Raw genomic sequence first — 21,325 nt, forward strand, 5'->3', positions numbered from 1 at the left:
TTATATTGAAAATTTTTTTGAAAAAAGGGGTGAAAAGAATGACACACGAAATGACTGTAAAAGGATTGGATGTAGACCCCGAAACCCGCTGTCGGCATTACCATTCAGAAGTAGACCGCATTGCCATTAAATTTTATTGCTGCGGAATCTACTACCCTTGCTTTGAATGCCATCAAGCGGTCGGATGCGGCCAACATCAAGTATGGCCTTTGGAGCTTTTTCATGAAAAAGCGATTCTTTGCGGCAGCTGCGGCTACGAATTGAGTATTACGGAGTATTTGGAATGCCGTTCTGAATGCCCGTCTTGTAATTCTTCCTTTAATCCTGGATGCAGTTTGCATAAACATTTATACTTCGCTGCATAAAAAAGGGCTGTCCGGTAAGTCGTTATTCGACTTGTGGACAGCCCTTCTTTTTATCAAGCACTTTCAGTGGCTTGTTCAACTCTTAGACACATAACAATTTGCTCACCTTTTGAACGCATCAAGCGCCGGCCGGTATCCTCAAATCCGGCTTTCTCATAAACCCGCTGCGCCGCAAGATTCCGCGCATTCACACCGAGCACAATTTCATCAAATTGCGGATATTCTTTTCTTATAAATTCCGGGAGGGCGTAAATTGAGCCTGTAGCGATTCCCCTGCCTTGGAATTTAGGGTTTACTGAATAGCCGCGAAGCAATAAAGCCCTGGGATTATTGGAGTATTTTTTTCGGTCATCGGATTCATCAAGCTCGAAAAATCCAGCCACTTCATCACGCGCTTTGATGATGATTAAATGCTTTAGCGGATTTTCCGCATCCCGTTCAATGATGTCTTGGGGAAGACCGGTAAATTCAAGCTGATCGGATGGCAAGTCATACGTGACAGCCACTTTTGATGAGTAAGGATGAAGCGATACTTCTTTCTTTTTTATCATGACAAACGCCTCCTTGCTGCTCATGGAATTCCATTTTCAATCCGATTATAGCACGCTTTTATTTGATGGAGTTTTCAATAATGTAAAGTTTGGAATTCCGGCAAAATAGGGCAAGCACTAAGCTTTCTCCAAAGTGACCACGATAATTTCCGGCAAATTGAAAATCCGTACCGGGAAACCGCTATTGCCTAGACCGCGGCTTAAGACCAGTCGCGTCGACTGTTCTTCGAAAATCCCTTTTGTCATGGTCGGGAACCATCCTTGACCCGGTGCAAATAAGCCGCCAAGGCCTGGGAAACGGATCTGACCGCCATGCGCATGCCCTGCAAATACTAAGTCAATTTCTTCTTCAACGTAAATACTGAACATTTCCGGACGGTGTGCCAATAAGAGTGTAAACCGCTCATCGATGCCGGCTTCTGCCAGTGCACTTCGGGTAAAGTCCTGTTCTGGTTGCTGAACATCGAGCAACGGGTCATTGATGCCGGCAATCTGGACAGATTCGCCTTCCACTTCCCAGTCCATCGATTCGTCCATCAATACATGGACGCCTCTTTGTTCCAGCGCTTCCGTAATTTCATCGATTTTGTTCACTGCCACTTCATGATTTCCAAGAACATAATAGACCTCGCTCATTTCAACCAAGGCATCTACAAGTGTTAAGCTCGTATCCAAATCATAGCGATTGCTGTCGATCAAATCGCCCGTCAGGAAAATGGCATCGGGTTTGGCCGCTTCCACTTTTTCAATTAAAGACGACTGCCCCTCGCCAAAATTGGCGTTATGCAAATCGGAAATTTGAACAATTTTTTTACCGTCAAAAGCTCCTGGCAGCTTGTCCGATTCAATGGTGAATTCTGTCGTTTGGATCCAATTATTATTAACCCAAATAAAGCCCCATAGAAGGAGCAGCACAACTAATAAAGCACCTAATTTTTTCATATTTTAACCTCTATTCACGGTTGGCCGAATGGTTAGGTTCCTTTTCGTACCAGTCATTTTCTCTCTTTTTTCATTCAGGCGCCACGATTTCGAACTTCATTAGGTCCGGCGCTTCTATAAATACGGCATAATAGTCCGGTCCTCCGGCAAACGGATGGCGGTCTTCATATAAAATGCGAAAGCCCATTTTCCTGGCTTTCTCCGTTAATGCATCTACATGGCCTCTTGAATCCGCGTGAAACGCCAAATGATTTAAGCCAGTCGCTTTCCGGTGGTAGCCTCCAGGCAAAAAAGCTTCTTCAGTTTGGACAAATACCACATAGGTCTTACCCATTCGATAACTAAAACCTTCTGGCCATTCCTGATAAAGCTTGTAGCCTAAATCCGGCAAAAAAACTTCATAGAATTCCCGTGCTTTTGTCAAATCGGATACATTGATTTCTACGTGATGAAGCATATTTTTTCGCCCCTTTTTTTCATCATAACAGATAGCAGCAGCGGATTTCGAATTTGAAATGGCCAGCTGCAGATTCCAGTCTTTATCGGCTTCCAGATCAGATGCAAAAAACCGCAGCTATTTGCTGCGGCGTATGCCGTCAAACTTTTGCAGTTGAAGCTTTCTTTTTCGCCATCCAAGTTCCGAAGAAGAGTAAGGCAAGAATAAAAGCAAAAGCAATGCCAAGTGTCCACCAGTAATCGCTCAGATCCGGTTTCCCGTTCAGCCATTGCACTGCATAAGCCGGGATTTTCATCGGCGAAAATGTCCAGTAAGCTCCGACCAGGCTGTCTACGATTTGCATGAAAAAAACAAGAGCTAAGGAAACGGCTGCCGCGAGTCCGGCATTAGGCATGGCAGCACTTGCTGCGAGCACTATCGTCACAACCACTAAAATCCAGATGCTATAAGTTCCTGCAAATTGCAAGAAAGGAATGATTTCCACTTGGTTAAATAGGAGGAAAGTATAGTAATATGCAGCCAATAACCCAAGCCAAACGCTGACAATTCCGGTGATGCTTGCCATAAGCCATTTACTCAAGAAATAATCCCGGAAAGATAGCGGCCTTACATAAAGCAAAGTGGCTGTCCCGCTCCTTCTTTCGCCCGCTATCGTCCCCATGTAAGCTAAGATCAATATAGCCATCCCGATCAGCTGATACTGACCAATGACCGCCTGCAGAATTTCTTCAGGCTTTGGCACCGGCAATTCGATGACTGCACCATCTGGCAAATTGCCGAGTGAATCCAGTAATTGCGGTAAAAAATAATTTGTGACAGGCTCGAGAATCCCAAAAAGGATGAAAACAATCGGTATCCAGAAAATCTTATAACTGCGGAGGTTTTCTCGCCATTCTTTATGAAATAAAATACCGAATTGATTCATCTTCCGCCCGCCACCTTTATGAAAATTTCTTCCAATGAAACCATCTTCTGTTCCACCCCGACTACGCCTTCTGCGTTTTCAGCGAGCTTTGCCAACACTTTTTTCATAGCCGCACCACCATTTTCTCCAGTAGCCAGCTCTAACGTCGAGCCATTCAAGCTCGCCGGCAATGAAGTGAACCCAGCAAATGCTGAAGCTTGTGCGGCTGTCTGGAAACGGATTCGAATGCACGGTTCCGCGTACCTCTCTTTCACTTCCGCTAAAGACCCTTGTTCAACTAATTTTCCTTGCTGCATAAAAAGCAGTTGATCGGTCATTTGTTCCGCATCGTTCAAAATGTGGGTGGAGTAAAGAATCGTTGTATCGGGCTGCAAAGATTTCAACAAATCCATAACTTCCCGGCGGCCAGTCGGGTCTAGAGCAGATACCGGCTCATCCAGCAATAATAGCTTCGGTTCATGCACAATCGCCTGCGCCAGGCCAAGCCGCTGTTTCATCCCGCCCGAAAATGTGCCGGTCTTTTTGTGTTGAACCGATCCCAAACCGACGAATTCCAGTGTTTTTTTCGATTGCGCTAAAGCCTTTTTCGAATCCACTCCACTCAGCTTCGCAGCCATTTCCATGAATTCAAGCGCCGTCATCCAAGGGAAGAAATGCGGATGCTGTGGCAAGAAGCCAACACCCGATTCCCGATTCCATTTGATCGACCCGCTTGTTTCCCGAAGCAGCCCGGCCAGCATAGACAAAGCCGTGGTTTTCCCGGCACCATTCGGGCCGATCAATGCCGTTGCTGTCCCTTCCTCCAAAACAAAAGAAAGATTGCTTACCGCAAGCTGTTCCCCGTATCTTTTAGTCAAATTCTGCACTTCTAAAATTGTCAATAGTTCCGCCTCCCGATCACTAAGTACAAAATGGGCCCGATGATATTCACAACAACGATGAGAATAGCCCACATCCATTTCGGACCGTTTGGATTCGGATTTTTAATCAAGTCGATTAATGTGAAAATCATTAATCCGATTTGAATAAGTAATATAGGCAAAAGCAATAATACAATAGTCGATTGATCCATAAGCCGCCTTCCTTTCTCTATCATCAACATTCATTTATTAAATTAAAAAAGCAATGAGTAAAATAGCAGTTAATGGCACAAACAGAATCATCCAGCTTTTCGGATTTCCTAAATTGACTGTCCAGCCGATGCCGAACCGCTTTTCCACCATGATTGATGGATCTTCCTTATTGACGTAAAAGATGCCTGCTTTCCAGTGTCGGTCGCTGTCTGCATCTATAATATCCGGATTGCTTGCCCCGGCCGCAGGACTTGCAGAGAACTTGGCTACTTTTATCGTGTAAAAAGCAGTTACGGCTAAAACAAGAATCGTGAATCCGATGGTCATCGCCATCACCCAGAGCGAACTGCCAAGTTCCGGATAGATAAGGGATAGCTGCAGGCTTCCGAGTAAAAGCGTCACGCCCACAGAAGTGACGAATAGGAGCCAGCTTCCGTATTTCCGGGAGGCCAACTCCCTTTTGCGGGATTGAACCTTTTGAGTGGCCCGAATTTTTGAGCCGCTTGTTTTTCTTGCTTGGTTGATGAAATAAAAGAGCCCTTGCATAATGAGCAGGATCAAAAGCATCGAAATACTGGAGAAAATGGTTTTATCGGAAAAACGATCCGCTTTGCCATCCGCTCCCCAATGGACCGGTATCTGTTCAGGCAATTGGCTGTAGACCGTTAAAGTCAAAGCGATTAATCCGATTGTGATAAGCATAGGCAGCAAAAAAGCGATGCCCGACACCATTTCCAGATCGTTGCGGAACTGAAGGTCCACAATGACTTTCTCTTTTTTTCCAAGTACCCATCCTTGTTCCTGTTTTTCTTTCTTCACTTTCAAATGATTTTTGAAATAAAGAGCCATGCTGAATGTCAAGAGGCCTAACTGCAGCCCAACTCCCCATATGACTGCCTGCCCTTCTTGAACATTCAAGAAATTCACCGCTAATACATAAAAAACAGCAGCTAGCAGCCCGCCTGCCAGAACCAAGCCGCTATAATTCTTTTTTAACCGGTTGAGAACTTTTTGCTGATGATAAGGCTCCGGAACATAAATGCCAAAAACCTCCGTAGCCCTCACCAAATAAGGCATAAACGCTTGAATCCCAGTAAGCAATACCAGAATGGAAATCATCAAAACTATTGTCATTTAGACCCCTCCCTTATTTCCCTTACCATCTTCTCTATCATCGCAGCCAACTCTTCCCGGCTTATTTGAAGGCATAGAGCTTCCGCTAAAATTGGCCGCAATTCTTCCTCCATGCGAATTTTCTCTTCGGCAGTAGCTGAGCGCACTGCGTCTTTGTGAATGAAAACACCCTTCTTCGGAATAATTTCAATCATCTTTTTCTCTTCCAAATAATGATATGCCTTATTTACCGTATGCATGTTCATGCTTAAGTCCGCTGCAAAAGCCCGTACTGAAGGCAGCGGTGTTTCAGGGGCCAATTCTTCTCTCGCGATGCCTTCCATGATTTGTTGGGCCAATTGAAGATAAATGGGTATAGCCGAGTCCGGCTCAATTTCAATAAACATTTTTCCACCTCTTTGTTCTATTTTCATTAGAACAGTTGTTATATAAATAATAGAACAGATTTCAAAATAAATCAATCTAAAAAGGCTATGAATTTTCATTCACAGCCAAATTCTTTCCGTTCTTAAATTTTTATATGGGAAACAAAACCCAATCGCTGCAATGCTTTTATGACTTCCATTTCTTTTTTAAGCTGCCCTTCGGTAATAATGATGATATAGCTTGAAACTTTTCTGTCGCTATAAGCTTCGATGGACTCAATTTGAAAATCGAGAATCGGAATCCCGCTGCCTTCAAACAAATCACTGATTTCCTTGAAGGTGTCTTCCCGATCTTCAGCAATGATTAATATCTCTTTTTGGCGGTGAAACGAAAAATACTTTTTTTCCAATTTCTCCAGAACATACAACGTAATCAATACGATAACTGTTGCTAAAAGAGCGACATAGTACATGCCGATGCCTATGACAAGCCCTAATCCAGCCGCAACCCAAATAGATGCAGCAGTGGTCAATCCTCTAACCGATCCCCGCTGGACAATGATGGTCCCTGCTCCTAAAAATCCGATTCCGCTGATTACATAGGAAGGAATCCTCGAGGGATCATAGCGGATCGCCCCGTCATCATTTTGGATAAATACATCAAAACCCGTTACGGACAAAATCATCATTAAACAGGATCCGGTTCCAACGAGCAGGTGGGTGCGCAGCCCAGCTGCCTGTTGTTTGGACTCCCGTTCCACACCAATCATTCCACTCAGTAAAGCCGCCAGCAGCAGCCGCCCTGCAATTACTGCGTAATCATGGGGTAGAAAGTCCATCTTCCTCCTCCTCGGCTTCTCATTCTAACTCCTTTCCTTTTGTTTACCCGCAAAATCCAAATAACATCGCGTGCCCAATAATAAATAAGCGAGAAAAAAGGGTTGTCTGATAAGTCAAATAGAGACGTATCAGACAGCCCTTTTCCTCACCATTTCATTGCCATCAATTTATTGATCAGGATTTCCTGGTATTCAGGAGCAATATTCCACCCCGTAATCTCTGATTTAAGATTTTGGCGATTTCCGAAGCCTTTGACAAAGCCGTTCAGCCGGGCTGCAAACGTAGAATCGGCCAGCAGTCCAACATCTGGATATAAAGGCGCTAATTGCTCCATCGCTTTCGGATAACGCTTTAAATAGTATTTCTGATGCCGTTCTTCGGCCAATGTAAAATCAGTGAAAGCCGCAATATCGGTCTCAATTTCTTCGCCTATCTTCTGCTCCATTTGCCGTTTTACTTTCTCAATCCTTGTTCAATGATTCGAATTGTCAATTCTTCGGCCATTGCTCTACCTCCTCAATTGCTTTCATTAGAACATATTGATACTCAATTGAAAAGTTTGGATGTATTTTACAAAAAAATTTAATCATTACAGTATTATCTGATAATTTAATGATAAAATGGAATAAATTTAAAGAAATTTTAGGAGGAAAATATGAAAATCCAACAAAAATTCATGGCCGGAATTGTCGCTTTTGCTGTTTTCTTGAGCGGGTCCGCATTTACGGCTCCATCCGCTGATGCAGCTTCCCCATACTCTTCACTTCAAAGTTCTGCTGCTTTCGTCTTGAAAGACACTCGCTTAAAGGGTGTTACCCATAGCGTCACGGTTCAGAATGCAGCAACAGGTGAAGTCGTATATGAAAAAAATCCGAATCAATTGGTCACACCAGCTTCCACTTTAAAAACCTTGACGGCCGCTGCCGCCTTGGAAACACTCGGTGAAAATCACCGCTTCACTACACAAGTTTTGACAAATGGCTCTGTTTCAAAAGGAACTTTATACGGCAATCTCTATCTTCGCGGACAAGGGGATCCGACTCTTTTGAAAAAAGATTTTGATGCCTTTGCTTCTACACTTTCCAAACGCGGAGTCAAACGTTTATCCGGCCATGTAATCGGCGATGACACCTGGTATGACGCCGTCCGCTTGTCTCCCGGAATTTCAAAAGAAGATGAATCCTATTATTACGCTGCCCAAATCTCTGCGTTGAGCTTATCGCCAAATACCGATTATGATACCGGATCGGTCATTGTGCACGCGAAAGCATCAAGCCAAGGAAAACCGGCAAAAATTACTTTAACTCCTGCAACAAATGTCGTTCAGATCATCAATAAATCCAAAACAGTTGCCAAAGGATCCCGCAATACTTTAAAAATCGAGCGCCAACATGGCACAAAAAAAGTAATCATTACCGGGAATGCCCCCATTGGCAATGACGGGACAAAAGAATGGATAGCTGTTTCAAATCCAACCGCTTATGCATTGGATGTCTTTAAAAAATCACTTTCAGAAAAAGGGATCCGTTTTGTTGCCACTTCTAAAACGGTATCAGGCAAGACTCCATCGAATGCACGTGTTTTATTGACCAAAAATTCAATGCCCCTAAAACAATTGATGGTACCATTTTTAAAACTCAGCAACAACACCCATGCCGAAGTATTGGCGAAAGAAATGGGCAAGAAAGTTTATGGAGATGGCAGTTGGAATTCAGGCCTGAAAGTAATGCGTGAATACGGGGCTTCCATCGGCTTGGATACAAGCAAATGGAAATTCGAAGATGCTTCCGGAATGTCCCATGCCAATAAAACCACTTCAAAAGAATTAAGTAAATTGCTGATCCATGTCCGTTCTGAACCTTGGTATGATAGCTACCTAAAAGGCCTTCCAGTCGCAGGAGCGAAAGAACGATTTGTCGGCGGCACATTGCGCCAGCGTTTGACGACAGGCGCAGCGAAAGGCAATGTTATTGCCAAAACCGGAAGTTTGAATAATGTCAGCGCCCTTTCAGGCTACGTCAAAACAAAAGACGGCGAATGGCTGACTTATTCCATCCTGACCCAGAATACCAAATCCAGCACAGTGCCGGTCATTGACCGCCTAGCCTCAACCATCGCCAATTCGAAGAAAACCAAGTAATCGGATTAGGCAATTCTGCTGCTTTTTATTAAAATAAGGATATAAAGTACAGGCTGCTAGCTGTTTTTCATGATCGGACTCCACTTTTGGAAAGTGAGTGAGCGCTATGGAAGAAGGCCGTAAAGAAAAGATTCAATCTTATTTCCGTGAATTGGACAGGAGTTTCTTTATGGACATCCATAAAGAAGCAGCCTACCTGGATGAGGCGGTTCCCATTGGGTATGAACAGACAATCTCCCAGCCTTCCCTTGTGTTGGAAATGACGCTGGCATTAGATCTCCAAAAGGATTCTGTGGTTCTTGAAATCGGCACCGGTTCCGGATTCCAAACGGCATTGCTCGCTGAGTTTTCAAAAACGGTTTACACCGTAGAAAGAATCGAAGAATTACACACGCGAGCAAAAGAACGCCTCCAAAAAGCCGGTTTCCAAAATATCCATTTCAAATTGGATGACGGCAGTGCAGGCTGGAAAGAAAAGGCGCCTTTTGACCGGATCATGGTGACTGCTGCCGCCTCCGAAATGCCGCAAGAGTTAGTCGACCAATTAAAGCCGGGCGGGAAAATGCTGATTCCGATCGGCAGCGCCTTGGTTCAGAAATTGAAACTCGTAGAAAAAAATGAACAAGAAAAATTGACGACCACTACTTTAAATTATGTTCGATTTGTCCCGCTGAAGGGAAAATACGAATAACGAAAGGCTATGGCCGCAGCTTCTAGAAACTGCAGCCATAGCCTTTTTTATTTTTCTCAGATTTCCTTCAACAATTGTCGAGGACGTGCAGCGTTGTACCATTTCCAGCAAAAAAGGCCAATCAAAAAGGCATCGACGATTTCTCCTCCGTAGTACATCAACTTCCCTGCAGATTGTGCGTCAGCAAGCGCTGTACCATCAGGCGGAAACGCATAAATCATTTTCGACAAAATGCCATGCGCAGCCAGTGAAAGAATCAGCAAAATTGCGCGCGCGAGATAACTGACACGATGCGGAGACGGATCTATGCAAAGAATTGCTGCCGTGAACAGATAGCCTGCCATAAAAAGATGAAGATGAATTAATCCGTTTAACAAAGAAGATACCTGCATCAAGCTGTATAGCCCGCTCCGGTATAAAACGAACATGCCGCCTGTATTCAATACCCCTGCTGTAACGGGATGGGATATGAATACCGGCAATGGACTCTTCAGGAAATGCGATACTTTTCTTGCTGCCGCAACGGGAAGCGTGCGCAAGAGCAGGGTCATGGGAGCGGCCAGCACGGCGAGTAAAGGAGCTGCCATCCCAAGCATTAAGTGAATCCACATATGGTCTGTAAAAGCATGTGACCACCCAGCAGTTCCGAATCCTCCGACGGAAAAGGCAATCATCAATAGAGCAAAAATCCATAAAACGGTACGATATATCGGCCATTTCCGGTAAGAGCGATTCGACAAGAAAGTTGCGTGGACATAAGCTGCGATCAATGCCAGACAAAGTACGACGACTAAGAACTGTACGACGGAACCATCCGCTAGATGTTGCGCCATCTCATTCTTCCTCTTTCGGCTTCTTCACTGCTTTGCGGGTCTGCAGCAACAGAAAAACGCCTATTCCAAGCACGCTTGCTCCAGCGATATTCCACATCAAATCATATGGAAAAATATCGACATTATAGCGAATCTGGTGAAGTCTTAAAAGCTTATGCTGCACCAATCCATCATATAATTGAAATGCCCCTAACCCAAATAGCATAGCTCCGATCCACCTTTTCCCCCAAAACGCATTTCTTCGCCGAAGATCCGCGAATAAAAAGAGAGAACTGATTGTCGCAAACCAGCCAAAAGCATGAAACAATCCATCCGACAATAAACCGACTGCCAAAGTGGACTGATCATAGAAATGATGCCATTGCAGCAGAAGGTGAAAACCCACTTCATCGATAAAAGCTGCTAATCCAACACCGAATAACAACCCAGACCAAAAATTGCGTGCTTTGAAAACCACTCGATTCTTCTTATTGGCATATGCGATAGAGTTTAGGCTGTTGGCAGGCATAGCATCCTCCTTATGACCAGAGTAGTGAAAAAATCTATTTTTCATGGAGTTATTTTTGATGACTTATACCCGATTCCCGTTCAAACAAAACGCCGGTTCCCACACGCCTATCCTAAGTTGTTTTCTTGATTACTAGGATTCCAGCAGCAAAATTATGTATCCTTCATCTTCTTTAAAATTCCAATCAAGATAGATTTCTTCAATTTTCCTTCGAAGCAGTTCCTCTAATGCGCTTTGCTTCAGCAATTTCTTTTCGAGCCGCCTTTTCGCCTGTTTCAATTGCTCTATATAACCGTCTTCAATTAATTCAGTCTCGATTTTCATGAAAATCCCGGAACGCTTTATTAAGATTGTCCGCTTGTTCAACCAGCTGATGTTAATGGAATCCGGAACCTTCTGGGCAATCTCACTGGAAACCATCACTTCCCGGTAAACGGCTGATTCATCTACTTTAGCCGGCCAAGGCAACGCGGGCTGTTTCGTTTTTTCTTTTAAGATGACAAAGATGAGTCCAGTCTGATCATCCACATTCTAATCGGTATAAATTTCAGATACCGAAAACTGCCCAATATTATACAAATGCAGTTTAATTTCTGGCTTCAAGTCTTTCATCAATAAATTCCGGATTTCCAAAACACGCTTTATTTCCTGCTGTTTTAAAAGGATTTTCTCTGTTTGCGATAAAAAGCCACGGAGATGAATTGTGATGTAGCGATCAGCCACTGTGACATAAACAGAAAGCGGGCCTTTGCCAAAATAATTGCGCAGCAAAGTAGAAATGTAGCTCCCGATTTCTTTTTGAATCATTTTTTCTGTAGACATGGTATATGCTCCTTTTTCCCCGAAAAGTCGTTAACATAGTTTTTTATGAGATGGAAACAAAGGAGAAAAAATGCAAAGCCGTTAATGCCCCATACTTTCCGACAACAAAAAACTAAAACCTACAAGTTTCTTTACTTCAGCTGTTCTACACTCTTTAAAGTTTGCATTTACCTCCCGCGCATTCTCTTCCATTATTTTTTTTGCATATATTCAATGAAACCATGCTTTTTTCCATCCCTTTTTAAGACAAACCGAAAAAAAGCCGAAAAGAATCATAAAGATTCTTTTCGGCTTTGCTAACAGCTCTATTGTCTGCAACATCGTACCAAAATATAGTAATGGATATGAATTTAAAGTTGGAATTGTAAACTGAATGCAAGTGATAGGTGGGCATATCAGAAACTCTATTGTTTTCTGAGTAAGTTCAGTTTACATTACTTTTCCTTTAAGGCAAAGGAAACTGGGTACTTACTGTTGCCTCACTTCGAATCCTTCCAACTGGATTCGTTTAACAATCTGGTCCTCGCCGATTTGTGCGTCGTCGTAGGTAATTTTCACTTCGCCTTCTTCTGTATCGACGAGGGCCCGTTCGATTTCCTCCATATCCATCAGCATCTTTTCAAGGGCTTGAATGGGATTTTCTGCTGTTGCCTCTTTTACATAAATGGTCATAGTCGCCATCTTCCATCATCCTTTCGAGTAAATCATTTCTTATGTTTACCCGAATTCCTGATTTCGAAAAACCCCTTAAAATTCCATTTTAATTTTTCCCTCTTCAAGCACTAATTTAGCACTGAACTTCTTGCCGTTTTTTGAAACAAAGCCTTTGATGACAGGCGTTTTTCCTTTTGTGCATAAATACTCGATCTGTTTGGCCGTTAACCGTTTCTTCGCGAAAATGGCAGGAAATGATTGTTTGCAGCCATTCTCATATTCCGTACAGTTAAAGGATCCTCTTTGAAAAACAATTTTGCCTTTTTTGCATCTCGGGCAGACCGCAATTTCATCTTTGCCTTCCAAAGACGGCATTTTTTCCGGCAAGCCGTTGGTTTTCATTTGGTTCGGCACTTCATCCAGCAATTTCTGGATAAACTTCGCGATAGTTGCCAAAAACACCTCGGCAGAGCCCTCCCCTTTGCCAATTTTCTTCAAATATGTTTCCCATTTCGCAGTCATCGAGGGACTGGAAAGCAAATTGCCTTCAATTGATTGGCAAAGGATGCGCCCTTTATTGGTAATGGAGACAATATTCTTTTTCACTTCAATGTATTCATGCCGCTTGATAGTCTCGATGATGCCGCTTCGCGTAGCTTCTGTTCCAAGACCTTCGATTTCTTTCAGGATTTCGGTGTCTTCAGCATCTTCCACTAGTTTCCCGCATGTTTTCATCATGGCGATCAACTGGCCTTCTGTATAAGGTTTGGGCGGAATTGTCATGCCTTCTTTAATTTCCACTTTCGCTTTTACCGGTTCCTGTTCCCGAAGTTCCGGCAAAGACGGCTCCGCTTTCGCTTCTTTCGCTGGTGGAAATAATTCTTTCCAGCCCTGCTCCAAATCGGTTTTTCCCGTCGTAAAGAAATCGAGGCCTTTAACATCGGTCGTGACTTTGGTTTCTGCATAGCGGTAATCACGATGGAACATCGCAAGCGATGTCCGCAGCACTTCTTCGTATAAATTGCGCTCGTCTTTGGCGAGTCCTTCCAATTTCCGGGCAGTCGGAATCGACTTTGTCGGGATGATGGCGTAGTGTTCCTGCACTTTTGCACTGTCGACAAAGCGTTTTTTCGGCGACCGCGAAGCTACAGGAAATTCCGCACCGATCAGTTTTTGGTAGGCTTCCACTTGATTGGCCAAATAACTGAACTCGGCTGGGGTGATGTGCAGGGCATCTGTCCGCGGATAGCTGACCAGTTTTTTTTCATACAAGCCTTGCATAACCGACAATACTTTAGCAGGGCTGTATTTCCATTTCCGGTTTGCAGCTGCCTGCAAGGTGGACAACGAATGGAGCAGCGGCGGCTGAATCCGTTTTTCTGTCGTTTTCAGCTGTTTTACTAAACCGTCTTCCAAGCCGGTGATTTGATGCTTCATCAGCAGCGCTTCCGCTTCTTGCCGTTCTTTTGCTTTTATTTTTGCCTTGCCTTTGTATTTTCCTTTTTCCGCTTTGAAAACACCTTCGATTTCATAGAAAGGCTCTGGCACAAAAGCTTCAATTTCTTTTTCCCGCTGATAAATAAGGAAGACTGTCGGCGTTTGGACCCGGCCAATTGCAAACACTTCACGGATTCCTTTTTCCTGGAGCAGCAGCGAATACAAACGGGAGCCGTTCATGCCGACCAGCCAGTCGCTGATTTGCCGGGCTTTCGCTTCCTGATACAGCAAAAGATCCTGCCGGTTGTCCCGAAGCTGCTGGAATCCTTTCCGCACTTCATCGACTTCCAGGGAATTGATCCATAAGCGCCGGATGGTTTTCCCTTTAGCGCCGGTATGGTAATAAATACTGTAGAAGATATTAGAGCCTTCCCGGTCCACATCGCAGGCGTTGATGACGGTGTCGGTCTGCTGGATCAGCTTTTTAATCACACCGAATTGCTGGGCTTTGCCTCGTGCTACCTGAAATTGATAGCGCTCCGGCAAAATGGGCAAAGCAGCAAGAGACCATCTATTCCATTTCGGATCATAGGCTTTGGGTTCTTTTAATTCCACCAAGTGGCCAATTCCCCAAGTGATGTAAGCTCCTTCCGGAAAAATCGGATCGGGTGCCACTTCCATATAGCCATCGCGTTTTGTCGTCTTAAACGCTTCAGCATATGCTTTTGCCTGACTCGGCTTTTCGGCTACGATAACGGGTTTCATCTAGTTCGTCCTTTCACTTCGTTGTTCTTTCTCTTTATTGTACTCCTTCAAGTAAATAAACAAAGCAAAAGCTGGTGCTCGACCTATTGTTTTTTTGAAAAAAGCTGTACAATATAAAAAAGCTTGAAGGAGTGGATGCGTTTGGAAAATAAGTCCGCATTACTTGCCGGAGCCAGCGGTCTGGTGGGACATGAGTTATTGCATTTTCTGCTTGAAAGCTCTAATTATGAATCCGTGAAAATTTTAGTTCGAAAATATATAGACGTTCAGCACCCGAAACTTGAGCAAGTCCTGGTCGATTTCAATCGGCTTGGAAATTACGAAGAACATTTGAATGTAAACGATGTCTACTGCTGTCTAGGGACTACCATCAAAAAAGCCGGCTCGCAGGAAGCCTTTCGAAAAGTGGACTATGAATATCCTTTGAAATTGGCGGAACTCGCAAAACAGCATAGCGTGAATAATTTCCTTGTCGTTTCCGCACTTGGTGCAAATGCAGCTTCTAACGTATTTTACAGCCGCACAAAAGGCGAATTGGAAAGGGATTTGAAGAAATTGCAGCTGCCGGCGCTCCATATATTCCAGCCATCGCTGCTGCTTGGCGACCGCAAGGAATTCCGCCTTGGAGAAAAGCTTGCCAGCATCTTAAGTCCCATTTATAGTCCATTCATGCTGGGCAAACTGAAAAGATATAAGCCAGTCAGAGCCCGCAGAGTAGCTTATGCCATGTATGTTATCGGCCAAACCGATTTGGCCGGCCCTTTCACTTATCCTTCTGACCAGATCCATGAAATCAGAAACCAAAGCTTGGAAAAATAGAAAAGCGGAAGTGCCCGTTTAGCCCCGATAGGCGCTGGAGTCCGGACATCGAAAAGCGCAAGTCTATTTTCATACTTCATGCTCTATCAACAAAAGCCGACGGAAAGCATCGCTTCCCGTCGGCTTTTGCCTTTTCATTGAGTTGCCAAAACAATCGTAGGCTGCAATTCGATTTCTACATTGCCTTTGATCGCCCGGCTGATCATGCAAGACGACTCTGCTTTTTCGGCGAGCTTTTTAGCTAATGATACATCTTTTTCTGAAGCGTCCTGTTTCAATACGACATGGGGACGATGAATGATGCGTTCATACGTGAATACACCATTCGTCACATCGACAATCCCTTCCGCTTCCATCGTCAATGATTCTTTTTCCAGTTTGCTGCGCTCCATCATTGCCGCCAAAGTGATGATGTAGCAAGTTGCAGCTGCACCGAGGAGCATTTCATCCGGATTCGTACCGATTCCAGGGCCGTCCATCTCAGGCGGAATCGAGATTTTCGTCTTTAGATTGCCTGCTTCAATTTCTCCAGAATCATTCCGTAATCCTGGCCAATTCGCTGTTAAATGAAAACGATGCTTTGCCATTCCCATCTCTCCTTTGCTTAAATCACTCAATCAAAAAACCCATCCAACTCTTCGAGCCGCGGAAGAGCGGTCAAAGCACCCGGTTTTGTCGTACAGATGGCACCGAGTTTATTGCCAAAATGAGCGCATTCCATGACTTCTTCACGCGTCACAGGCAAGCCGTTCAAATGGATATGGCGCAGAATTCCCGCCATAAATGCGTCTCCCGCTCCTGTTGTATCGACCGGCTTCACCGGCACGACCGGGATGTGAAGAACCTCCCCTTCAAAGACGGCATAGGTTCCGTTCTCCCCGTCGGTCACAAAAACCAAAGGAATCTGGAACTCAGAAAGGCGGTCAACGCCTTCTTCCCAAGTCGCCGTTTCCATCAAGAAAATCGCCTCTTCTTTAGCAAGCTTCAATACATCAACAGACGGCAAAAACCCTTTTACCGTTTCTCGACATTGCTTTTCGCTTTCCCAGCGCAGCGGCCGGATGTTGACATCGAACGAAAAAAGCGCCCCATGTTTTTTCGCCATACTCATCGCTTGCAATGTGGTAGACAAAGCATCCGGATGGAAAGTTGTGCCAGAGCAAATATGAAAGACACTGGCATTTTCAAAAGCTTCTTCCTGCAAGTCGGCTTTCATCACTTGAAGATCCGGCGTGTCATTTTCATACTTGGCGAATATGCGGTCAAACTCAGGCGTCAGATGCACGTAAACCCCACTAACCCGCTTTTCCGGCAATAAAACCGAGTAAGTTAAATTGACGCCTTCTCTTTCCAATTCCTCTCTGACAAAAGCAGAAGTTTCATCATCCCCAGAAATGGTGATAAATGCCGAAGGGATGCCGAGTCGGCTGACGCCGGCAGCTACATTGACGGTAGCGCCTCCTAAATGCCGGTTGAAAGAATTGTTCTCGATCGTCTGTGCAATATAATCAACAAAAGCATCCCCATAAACAAGGACGTGCTTCGTATTTCCCATGTAGCTGTGCCTCCTGATAATCGCGGCTCAATTCAGCCGCTTTCCATAAAAATATTTTTTCCGATATACTGGATGAAATGCCAGTAGAATAAGTGCATGAATAAACGAATATGCACTCTCTCTATTATTTCAAGCATAGCAGCCAGATAGCAAGTAAAAGGAGCGATTTTATGAATTTCCAAATTCGGCAAGCGAGGCCAGACGACAGTCAAGCCGTTGCCCCGCTCATCGTTAATGCCATCGGCGAAATCGCCGATCATATGACAGCGGAAAACCAACCCGAGAAAATTTTACAGAAACTCCAAGCCATGATTGAAGGAGAACATACGCGGCATAGCCATCGATTTACTTATATAGCGGAAGTGGATCAGTCGATTGCCGGGATTTTGGTCCTTTATCACGGAAAAGACGCGGAAGCATTAGACCGCTATTTGATCGACCAGCTTAAACAAGAAGGACATGCGCGCACCATCGAGCCCGAAGCCCATTTAGACGAATGGTATATCGATACCGTATCCGTCGATCCTGCTTTTCAAGGACAAGGAATCGGCAGCCTGCTATTCGAGTATGCCGAAACGATCGTCGCAGAAAATGGCGGCGGAAAACTTGCCCTCAACGTCGACCTTGAAAAAGAAGGCGCAATCCGTTTGTACCATCGCCTCGGTTTTGCCATCACTGAACCTTGGACCATTATCGGTGAACCTTTCCATCACATGGTGAAAACCATCTAAGCATCGAAGAGCCGCCTTTTCACAAGGCGGCTCTTCGTTTTATAATTTATACTTTTCGTATAGGGGTTCGCGGCGGTCTTCAAAGACCGGGATGCGCTTTCTGACCTCTTCCACTTCGCTTAAATCGATTTCTTCATAGCCAATGCCTTCTTGCATCGCCATATCCAAACGGATTTCCCCCCATGGAGCAATAATCATCGTACTGCCGCCGAATTCATTTTTCGGGTCTTTTCCGATGCGATTAACTGCGACGATAAAGCACTGGTTTTCAATCGCTCTTGCCTGCAGCAAAATTCGCCAATGATCGATACGTGCCAACGGCCATTCCGCCGGCACGAAGATCACTTTCGCTCCGTTAAGTGCGAGTGCCCGGATCCATTCCGGAAAACGGATATCGTAGCAGATGACGCCGCCGCACTGTGTTTCTTCCAAAGAGAAAATACCGAGCGCCTCTCCTTCTTCTAAATGGATATGTTCGTCCATCAATCCGAAGCGATGGGCTTTATCGTATTCCGCCACTACTTCCCCTGCTTTATCAGCCACATACATCGTGTTGTAAAATCCCTGTCCTTTTTGAGTCGAAACAGATCCTCCTACAATATTCACTTTGTGTTTTTTTGCAAAATCTGCGAGAAATTTTTCCGTACGCTTTGTGCCATCAGCCAGCGCCTCGAGTTCTGTCAGCGCATAGCCTGTGTTCCACATTTCCGGCAAAACTATTGTATCTGCTCCATTCGCCGCTGCCTCTTCCAGATAGCCCCTGACTTTTTGGAAGTTCGCTTCAGGATCGCCAAAAGCGATATCCATCTGTATACATGCAAGCTTCATATTCTTCTCCTCCAGTAGACAATTTATCTTCAACTCTATAAGATTTGGAGTAGATGTGCAATTATTTAGAAAATAAGGAGGGCCTACCCATGGAATTTTCCAACAGGCTGCAGCAATTGCCGCAGCAATTCTTTTCAAAATTGGCTGCCGAAACCAGCATGGCAATTTCAGAAGGCCGCGACGTCATCAATTTAGGCCAAGGAAATCCAGACCAGCCCACACCTTCCCATATTATTAAGGCGATGCAGGAAGCCGTAGCGGACCCCAAAAATCATAAATACGCTCCCTTCCGCGGAATCCGCGAACTGCGCCAAGCCGCTGCTGATTTCTACAAACGCGAATACGATGTCGACATTGACCCCGATTTGGAAGTAGCCATTCTCGGCGGCACAAAAATCGGCCTGGTGGAATTGCCGCTCGCCTTTTTAAATGCAGATGACTTGATGCTGCTTCCAGATCCAGGCTACCCGGATTATCTTTCGGGTGTGCCTTTAGCTGATGCGCAGTTTGAAACGATGCCGTTAAAAGCCGAAAACCGGTATTTGCCTGACTTTGAGGAAATTCCTGATTCGGTAATCGAACAAGCGAAGCTCATGTATTTGAATTACCCCAATAACCCGACCGGAGCAGTTGCAGACCGTGCCTTTTTCGATGGAACAGTGGAATTTGCAAAAGCGAACCAGCTGGCCGTCGTCCACGATTTCGCCTATGGAGCTATCGGGTACGATGGTGTAAAGCCGCCAAGTTTCTTGCAGTCAGAAGGAGCAAAAGAAATCGGGGTGGAAATGTATACCTTGTCAAAAACTTATAATATGGCCGGTTGGCGCATCGGATTTGCTGTCGGCAATTCCAAAATCATCGAAGCACTCAATTTGATCCAGGATCATTTCTTTGCCGGACAATCGCCTGCACTTCAGCTCGCTGCTGCAGAAGCCCTTACCGGCAACCAGCAATGTGTGGCGGAGCTGCTTGAAACTTATGAAAGTCGCCGATCGGTACTTGAACGGGAATGCTCCCGCATCGGCTGGAAGACGGAAGCGCCAAAAGGTTCTTTCTTTGCCTGGCTCCCTGTCCCGGATGGGTTCACCAGCGTCGAATTCGCAGATTATTTACTGGCGAACGCCGATATTTCGGTAGCGGCAGGAAGCGGCTTCGGTGAAAGCGGTGAAGGCTATGTCCGGGTCGGTTTGCTGGTTCCGGAAGTCCGGATTGTCGAAGCCATCCAACGGATTGAAAAATTAAACCTATTTTAATACGTAAATACGAAAAAGCCCCGGATGAGTGGATCCGGGGCTTTTTCGTATTTAATTATTTTAATAAACCGAAATGTTTGAATGGCGAAATGCGGAGCTTTGCTTCACCGATAACAGCGTCCTCTAAAATGAAGCCGATCGTCCTCGAATCCACACTGTTCAAGCGATTATCCCCAAGCACAAAATAACAGCCTGTCGGCACCAGGAACTCCCCGAAATTGTTCGTCAGAAATGGAAATCCATGAAGCTTTGCCCATTCCCGATTTTCTTCCAAGTACGGCTCTTCCACCGCTTCTCCATTTAAATACAATTGATCATCGCGCATCTCCACCCGATCACCGGGCAATCCGATCACACGTTTAATCAAGTTTTTATCGTCTGCAGCTTGAAACACGATCAAATCGAAATGATCGATTCCGCTTATTTTAGCCAGGAGGACTTTATCATCTTCTTCAAATGTCGGCATCATGGAATGGCCATGGACCGAAACCGGTTCGAACAAAAACTCACGGGACACCAGGACAATCAGCGCCGTTAAAAAAATGATTTTCATCCATGCGGTCAATGTCTCCACTGAATAAGGCACCACTGGAATCCCTCCTTAAAAATTGATGTAATTGTATCTTACTACAGACTTTTCCGCTATGCACTTCAGCTTGTAGGCTTTTGCTATTGAGGCTTTGTCTTGCTACAATTGTGTAAATATTATAAAAAAGGAGTAGCTGCCATGAAAACTTTATCGACTCAAGATGTCATTTACAGCTTTTCTCAATTAAACGCCCCCGTGCTTCGCGTTCAACCGGGAGAAACGGTAGCGATTGAAACTTATGACTGCTTTAAAAATCAGATTCAATCCGAAGACCAGGAAGTGGCTGCTATTGATTGGAATGCCATCAACCCTGCCACCGGTCCTATCTTCATTGAGGGAGCGCAATTCGGCGACTTGCTGAAAGTGACAATCGATGATTTGGAAATTGGGGACCAAGGCGTTATGGTCACGGGTCCAGAACTCGGCGTAATGGGCCATCGCTTTGAGAAAATGGAAGCTAAAATCATTCCGATCCACAATGGACAAGCCGTATTTAACGACCGCGTTCAATTGCCGCTGAATCCGATGATCGGCGTAATCGGCGTTGCACCGGAAGGCAAACCCGTTTCTTGCGGAACGCCTGGTGCGCACGGCGGCAATATGGATACCAAACTGATTACAAAAGGTGCAACTCTTTACTTCCCTGTTTTCACCGATGGCGCCCTTTTTGCACTTGGGGATTTCCATGCTGCAATGGGTGACGGAGAAGTCAGTGTTTCCGGTATTGAAGTGCCTGGACGGGCGACTGTCACTTTCGACTTGATCAAAGGCGTGCATCCCAATTACCCAATTCTTCAAAATGAAGATGGCCTTGCACTTCTTGTATCAGCAATGACACTGGACGAAGCGGTGAAAATCGCCGTCGAAGAAACCATTGACTTGCTTTTGCCTTATACCGATTTGAGCGTCAGTGAAATGACCATGTTAATGAGCGCAGCTGGAGAAACACAAATCAGCCAAGTCGTTGATCCGCTTGTGACTGTCCGTTTCTTTGTGCCGCAGCACATTCTTGATTCATTCCAAATAAAATTATTTGCTTAAAGGAGAA

27 protein-coding genes are annotated in these 21,325 nt (G+C 44.9%); 7 read left to right on the forward strand and 20 right to left on the reverse strand.

What is annotated here, in order from left to right; all coding sequences use genetic code 11:
• Positions 1 to 38: 38 nt before the first annotated feature.
• Positions 39 to 365 carry a CHY zinc finger protein gene (locus tag AC2EXB_RS16490; RefSeq protein ID WP_483602382.1) on the forward strand — a complete coding sequence of 109 codons (327 nt, stop codon included), beginning with the start codon at positions 39 to 41 and terminating at the stop codon, positions 363 to 365.
• A gap of 53 nt (positions 366 to 418) precedes the next feature.
• On the opposite strand, the gene AC2EXB_RS16495 is transcribed toward AC2EXB_RS16490, so the two are convergent.
• The 10 genes from AC2EXB_RS16495 to AC2EXB_RS16540 form a co-directional block, all read right to left on the reverse strand.
• The gene (locus AC2EXB_RS16495) at positions 419 to 916 is read right to left on the reverse strand and encodes a GNAT family N-acetyltransferase (RefSeq protein ID WP_483602383.1); all 498 of its coding nucleotides are present in this window, start codon (positions 914 to 916) and stop codon (positions 419 to 421) included.
• A 117-nt stretch (positions 917 to 1,033) separates the two neighbouring features.
• Positions 1,034 to 1,858, reverse strand: a complete 825-nt coding sequence (locus tag AC2EXB_RS16500) for a metallophosphoesterase (protein WP_483602384.1) — start codon at positions 1,856 to 1,858, stop codon at positions 1,034 to 1,036.
• 70 nt (positions 1,859 to 1,928) lie between these two features.
• Positions 1,929 to 2,315, reverse strand: a complete 387-nt coding sequence (locus AC2EXB_RS16505; RefSeq protein WP_235197300.1) for a VOC family protein — start codon at positions 2,313 to 2,315, stop codon at positions 1,929 to 1,931.
• Between the two features lie 139 nt (positions 2,316 to 2,454).
• A complete protein-coding gene (locus tag AC2EXB_RS16510) occupies positions 2,455 to 3,240 on the reverse strand; it encodes an ABC transporter permease (protein WP_483602385.1) in 786 nt (261 codons plus the stop codon).
• Positions 3,237 to 4,121, reverse strand: a complete 885-nt coding sequence (locus tag AC2EXB_RS16515; protein ID WP_483602386.1) for an ABC transporter ATP-binding protein — start codon at positions 4,119 to 4,121, stop codon at positions 3,237 to 3,239. The genes AC2EXB_RS16510 and AC2EXB_RS16515 overlap by 4 nt, the downstream gene beginning before the upstream one ends.
• The gene (locus AC2EXB_RS16520; RefSeq protein WP_483602387.1) at positions 4,118 to 4,312 is read right to left on the reverse strand and encodes a PLD nuclease N-terminal domain-containing protein; all 195 of its coding nucleotides are present in this window, start codon (positions 4,310 to 4,312) and stop codon (positions 4,118 to 4,120) included. The genes AC2EXB_RS16515 and AC2EXB_RS16520 overlap by 4 nt, the downstream gene beginning before the upstream one ends.
• Positions 4,313 to 4,349: 37 nt before the next feature.
• The gene (locus AC2EXB_RS16525) at positions 4,350 to 5,447 is read right to left on the reverse strand and encodes a DUF1648 domain-containing protein (RefSeq protein ID WP_483602388.1); all 1,098 of its coding nucleotides are present in this window, start codon (positions 5,445 to 5,447) and stop codon (positions 4,350 to 4,352) included.
• Positions 5,444 to 5,833, reverse strand: a complete 390-nt coding sequence (locus AC2EXB_RS16530; RefSeq protein ID WP_235197305.1) for a GntR family transcriptional regulator — start codon at positions 5,831 to 5,833, stop codon at positions 5,444 to 5,446. The genes AC2EXB_RS16525 and AC2EXB_RS16530 overlap by 4 nt, the downstream gene beginning before the upstream one ends.
• Positions 5,834 to 5,955: 122 nt before the next feature.
• Complete coding sequence (locus tag AC2EXB_RS16535; RefSeq protein WP_483602389.1) at positions 5,956 to 6,651, reverse strand: MgtC/SapB family protein; 696 nt, start codon at positions 6,649 to 6,651, stop codon at positions 5,956 to 5,958.
• Between the two features lie 146 nt (positions 6,652 to 6,797).
• On the reverse strand, positions 6,798 to 7,118 hold the full coding sequence (locus tag AC2EXB_RS16540) for a peptide-methionine (S)-S-oxide reductase (protein ID WP_483604777.1): 321 nt from the start codon (positions 7,116 to 7,118) through the stop codon (positions 6,798 to 6,800).
• Positions 7,119 to 7,307: 189 nt separating this feature from the next.
• On the opposite strand from AC2EXB_RS16540, the gene dacB reads away from it, so the two are divergent.
• Together dacB and AC2EXB_RS16550 are read left to right on the forward strand one after the other, a co-directional pair.
• A complete protein-coding gene (gene dacB, locus AC2EXB_RS16545; RefSeq protein WP_483602390.1) occupies positions 7,308 to 8,792 on the forward strand; it encodes a D-alanyl-D-alanine carboxypeptidase/D-alanyl-D-alanine endopeptidase in 1,485 nt (494 codons plus the stop codon).
• 106 nt (positions 8,793 to 8,898) lie between these two features.
• The gene (locus tag AC2EXB_RS16550; RefSeq protein ID WP_483602391.1) at positions 8,899 to 9,483 is read left to right on the forward strand and encodes a protein-L-isoaspartate(D-aspartate) O-methyltransferase; all 585 of its coding nucleotides are present in this window, start codon (positions 8,899 to 8,901) and stop codon (positions 9,481 to 9,483) included.
• A 56-nt stretch (positions 9,484 to 9,539) separates the two neighbouring features.
• Here AC2EXB_RS16550 and AC2EXB_RS16555 read toward each other — a convergent pair whose 3' ends face one another.
• The 6 genes from AC2EXB_RS16555 to AC2EXB_RS16580 all read right to left on the reverse strand — a co-directional run bounded on the left by AC2EXB_RS16555 (position 9,540) and on the right by AC2EXB_RS16580 (position 14,502).
• The gene (locus tag AC2EXB_RS16555; RefSeq protein ID WP_483602392.1) at positions 9,540 to 10,316 is read right to left on the reverse strand and encodes a cytochrome c oxidase assembly protein; all 777 of its coding nucleotides are present in this window, start codon (positions 10,314 to 10,316) and stop codon (positions 9,540 to 9,542) included.
• A 1-nt stretch (position 10,317) separates the two neighbouring features.
• Positions 10,318 to 10,824, reverse strand: a complete 507-nt coding sequence (locus tag AC2EXB_RS16560) for a DUF2243 domain-containing protein (RefSeq protein WP_483602393.1) — start codon at positions 10,822 to 10,824, stop codon at positions 10,318 to 10,320.
• Positions 10,825 to 10,956: 132 nt separating this feature from the next.
• Positions 10,957 to 11,352 carry a Na-translocating system protein MpsC family protein gene (locus AC2EXB_RS16565; RefSeq protein WP_483602394.1) on the reverse strand — a complete coding sequence of 132 codons (396 nt, stop codon included), beginning with the start codon at positions 11,350 to 11,352 and terminating at the stop codon, positions 10,957 to 10,959.
• A gap of 3 nt (positions 11,353 to 11,355) precedes the next feature.
• Positions 11,356 to 11,646: a Na-translocating system protein MpsC family protein gene (locus tag AC2EXB_RS16570; RefSeq protein ID WP_483602395.1), complete on the reverse strand. Its 291-nt coding sequence runs from the start codon at positions 11,644 to 11,646 to the stop codon at positions 11,356 to 11,358.
• Between the two features lie 468 nt (positions 11,647 to 12,114).
• The gene (locus AC2EXB_RS16575; protein ID WP_235197313.1) at positions 12,115 to 12,327 is read right to left on the reverse strand and encodes a heavy-metal-associated domain-containing protein; all 213 of its coding nucleotides are present in this window, start codon (positions 12,325 to 12,327) and stop codon (positions 12,115 to 12,117) included.
• Between the two features lie 66 nt (positions 12,328 to 12,393).
• A complete protein-coding gene (locus tag AC2EXB_RS16580) occupies positions 12,394 to 14,502 on the reverse strand; it encodes a type IA DNA topoisomerase (RefSeq protein ID WP_483602396.1) in 2,109 nt (702 codons plus the stop codon).
• A 135-nt stretch (positions 14,503 to 14,637) separates the two neighbouring features.
• Here AC2EXB_RS16580 and AC2EXB_RS16585 point away from each other — a divergent pair, with 135 nt between their 5' ends.
• Positions 14,638 to 15,321: an oxidoreductase gene (locus AC2EXB_RS16585; protein WP_483602397.1), complete on the forward strand. Its 684-nt coding sequence runs from the start codon at positions 14,638 to 14,640 to the stop codon at positions 15,319 to 15,321.
• 134 nt (positions 15,322 to 15,455) lie between these two features.
• Here the strand turns inward: AC2EXB_RS16585 and AC2EXB_RS16590 are convergent, their stop codons facing one another.
• On the reverse strand, positions 15,456 to 15,908 hold the full coding sequence (locus AC2EXB_RS16590; RefSeq protein ID WP_235197317.1) for an OsmC family protein: 453 nt from the start codon (positions 15,906 to 15,908) through the stop codon (positions 15,456 to 15,458).
• Positions 15,909 to 15,934: 26 nt separating this feature from the next.
• Entirely contained in the window at positions 15,935 to 16,876 is a 942-nt protein-coding gene (locus tag AC2EXB_RS16595; protein WP_483602398.1) for a carbohydrate kinase family protein, read from the reverse strand.
• 170 nt (positions 16,877 to 17,046) lie between these two features.
• Here AC2EXB_RS16595 and AC2EXB_RS16600 point away from each other — a divergent pair, with 170 nt between their 5' ends.
• Positions 17,047 to 17,607 (forward strand): N-acetyltransferase family protein, encoded by a 561-nt coding sequence (locus tag AC2EXB_RS16600; RefSeq protein ID WP_483602399.1) that lies wholly within the window; start codon positions 17,047 to 17,049, stop codon positions 17,605 to 17,607.
• Positions 17,608 to 17,646: 39 nt separating this feature from the next.
• Here AC2EXB_RS16600 and AC2EXB_RS16605 read toward each other — a convergent pair whose 3' ends face one another.
• Positions 17,647 to 18,435 carry a carbon-nitrogen family hydrolase gene (locus tag AC2EXB_RS16605; RefSeq protein ID WP_483602400.1) on the reverse strand — a complete coding sequence of 263 codons (789 nt, stop codon included), beginning with the start codon at positions 18,433 to 18,435 and terminating at the stop codon, positions 17,647 to 17,649.
• An 89-nt stretch (positions 18,436 to 18,524) separates the two neighbouring features.
• Here AC2EXB_RS16605 and AC2EXB_RS16610 point away from each other — a divergent pair, with 89 nt between their 5' ends.
• Entirely contained in the window at positions 18,525 to 19,688 is a 1,164-nt protein-coding gene (locus AC2EXB_RS16610) for an aminotransferase class I/II-fold pyridoxal phosphate-dependent enzyme (RefSeq protein WP_483602401.1), read from the forward strand.
• 55 nt (positions 19,689 to 19,743) lie between these two features.
• Here AC2EXB_RS16610 and lepB read toward each other — a convergent pair whose 3' ends face one another.
• Positions 19,744 to 20,277 carry a signal peptidase I gene (gene lepB / locus AC2EXB_RS16615; RefSeq protein WP_483602402.1) on the reverse strand — a complete coding sequence of 178 codons (534 nt, stop codon included), beginning with the start codon at positions 20,275 to 20,277 and terminating at the stop codon, positions 19,744 to 19,746.
• A gap of 138 nt (positions 20,278 to 20,415) precedes the next feature.
• On the opposite strand from lepB, the gene AC2EXB_RS16620 reads away from it, so the two are divergent.
• Positions 20,416 to 21,318, forward strand: coding sequence for an acetamidase/formamidase family protein (locus AC2EXB_RS16620; protein WP_483602403.1), 903 nt, complete (start codon positions 20,416 to 20,418; stop codon positions 21,316 to 21,318).
• The last annotated feature ends 7 nt before the right edge of the window (positions 21,319 to 21,325 follow it).

The sequence above is a fragment of the Planococcus alkaliphilus genome (genome assembly GCF_057031095.1).

Excerpts from the sequence above, each read along its gene's own strand:
- AC2EXB_RS16585 (WP_483602397.1), top strand. The coding sequence starts at position 14,638 with ATGCGTTTGGAAAATAAGTCCGCATTACTTGCCGGAGCCAGCGGTCTG.
- AC2EXB_RS16595 (WP_483602398.1), bottom strand. The coding sequence starts at position 16,876 with ATGGGAAATACGAAGCACGTCCTTGTTTATGGGGATGCTTTTGTTGAT.
- AC2EXB_RS16490 (WP_483602382.1), top strand. The coding sequence starts at position 39 with ATGACACACGAAATGACTGTAAAAGGATTGGATGTAGACCCCGAAACC.
- AC2EXB_RS16590 (WP_235197317.1), bottom strand. The coding sequence starts at position 15,908 with ATGGCAAAGCATCGTTTTCATTTAACAGCGAATTGGCCAGGATTACGG.
- AC2EXB_RS16620 (WP_483602403.1), top strand. The coding sequence starts at position 20,416 with ATGAAAACTTTATCGACTCAAGATGTCATTTACAGCTTTTCTCAATTA.
- AC2EXB_RS16570 (WP_483602395.1), bottom strand. The coding sequence starts at position 11,646 with ATGTCTACAGAAAAAATGATTCAAAAAGAAATCGGGAGCTACATTTCT.
- AC2EXB_RS16520 (WP_483602387.1), bottom strand. The coding sequence starts at position 4,312 with ATGGATCAATCGACTATTGTATTATTGCTTTTGCCTATATTACTTATT.
- AC2EXB_RS16580 (WP_483602396.1), bottom strand. The coding sequence starts at position 14,502 with ATGAAACCCGTTATCGTAGCCGAAAAGCCGAGTCAGGCAAAAGCATAT.
- AC2EXB_RS16550 (WP_483602391.1), top strand. The coding sequence starts at position 8,899 with ATGGAAGAAGGCCGTAAAGAAAAGATTCAATCTTATTTCCGTGAATTG.
- AC2EXB_RS16605 (WP_483602400.1), bottom strand. The coding sequence starts at position 18,435 with ATGAAGCTTGCATGTATACAGATGGATATCGCTTTTGGCGATCCTGAA.
- AC2EXB_RS16600 (WP_483602399.1), top strand. The coding sequence starts at position 17,047 with ATGAATTTCCAAATTCGGCAAGCGAGGCCAGACGACAGTCAAGCCGTT.
- AC2EXB_RS16610 (WP_483602401.1), top strand. The coding sequence starts at position 18,525 with ATGGAATTTTCCAACAGGCTGCAGCAATTGCCGCAGCAATTCTTTTCA.
- dacB (WP_483602390.1), top strand. The coding sequence starts at position 7,308 with ATGAAAATCCAACAAAAATTCATGGCCGGAATTGTCGCTTTTGCTGTT.
- AC2EXB_RS16525 (WP_483602388.1), bottom strand. The coding sequence starts at position 5,447 with ATGACAATAGTTTTGATGATTTCCATTCTGGTATTGCTTACTGGGATT.
- AC2EXB_RS16505 (WP_235197300.1), bottom strand. The coding sequence starts at position 2,315 with ATGCTTCATCACGTAGAAATCAATGTATCCGATTTGACAAAAGCACGG.
- AC2EXB_RS16530 (WP_235197305.1), bottom strand. The coding sequence starts at position 5,833 with ATGTTTATTGAAATTGAGCCGGACTCGGCTATACCCATTTATCTTCAA.
- AC2EXB_RS16575 (WP_235197313.1), bottom strand. The coding sequence starts at position 12,327 with ATGGCGACTATGACCATTTATGTAAAAGAGGCAACAGCAGAAAATCCC.
- AC2EXB_RS16500 (WP_483602384.1), bottom strand. The coding sequence starts at position 1,858 with ATGAAAAAATTAGGTGCTTTATTAGTTGTGCTGCTCCTTCTATGGGGC.
- AC2EXB_RS16535 (WP_483602389.1), bottom strand. The coding sequence starts at position 6,651 with ATGGACTTTCTACCCCATGATTACGCAGTAATTGCAGGGCGGCTGCTG.
- AC2EXB_RS16495 (WP_483602383.1), bottom strand. The coding sequence starts at position 916 with ATGATAAAAAAGAAAGAAGTATCGCTTCATCCTTACTCATCAAAAGTG.
- AC2EXB_RS16510 (WP_483602385.1), bottom strand. The coding sequence starts at position 3,240 with ATGAATCAATTCGGTATTTTATTTCATAAAGAATGGCGAGAAAACCTC.
- AC2EXB_RS16560 (WP_483602393.1), bottom strand. The coding sequence starts at position 10,824 with ATGCCTGCCAACAGCCTAAACTCTATCGCATATGCCAATAAGAAGAAT.
- AC2EXB_RS16555 (WP_483602392.1), bottom strand. The coding sequence starts at position 10,316 with ATGGCGCAACATCTAGCGGATGGTTCCGTCGTACAGTTCTTAGTCGTC.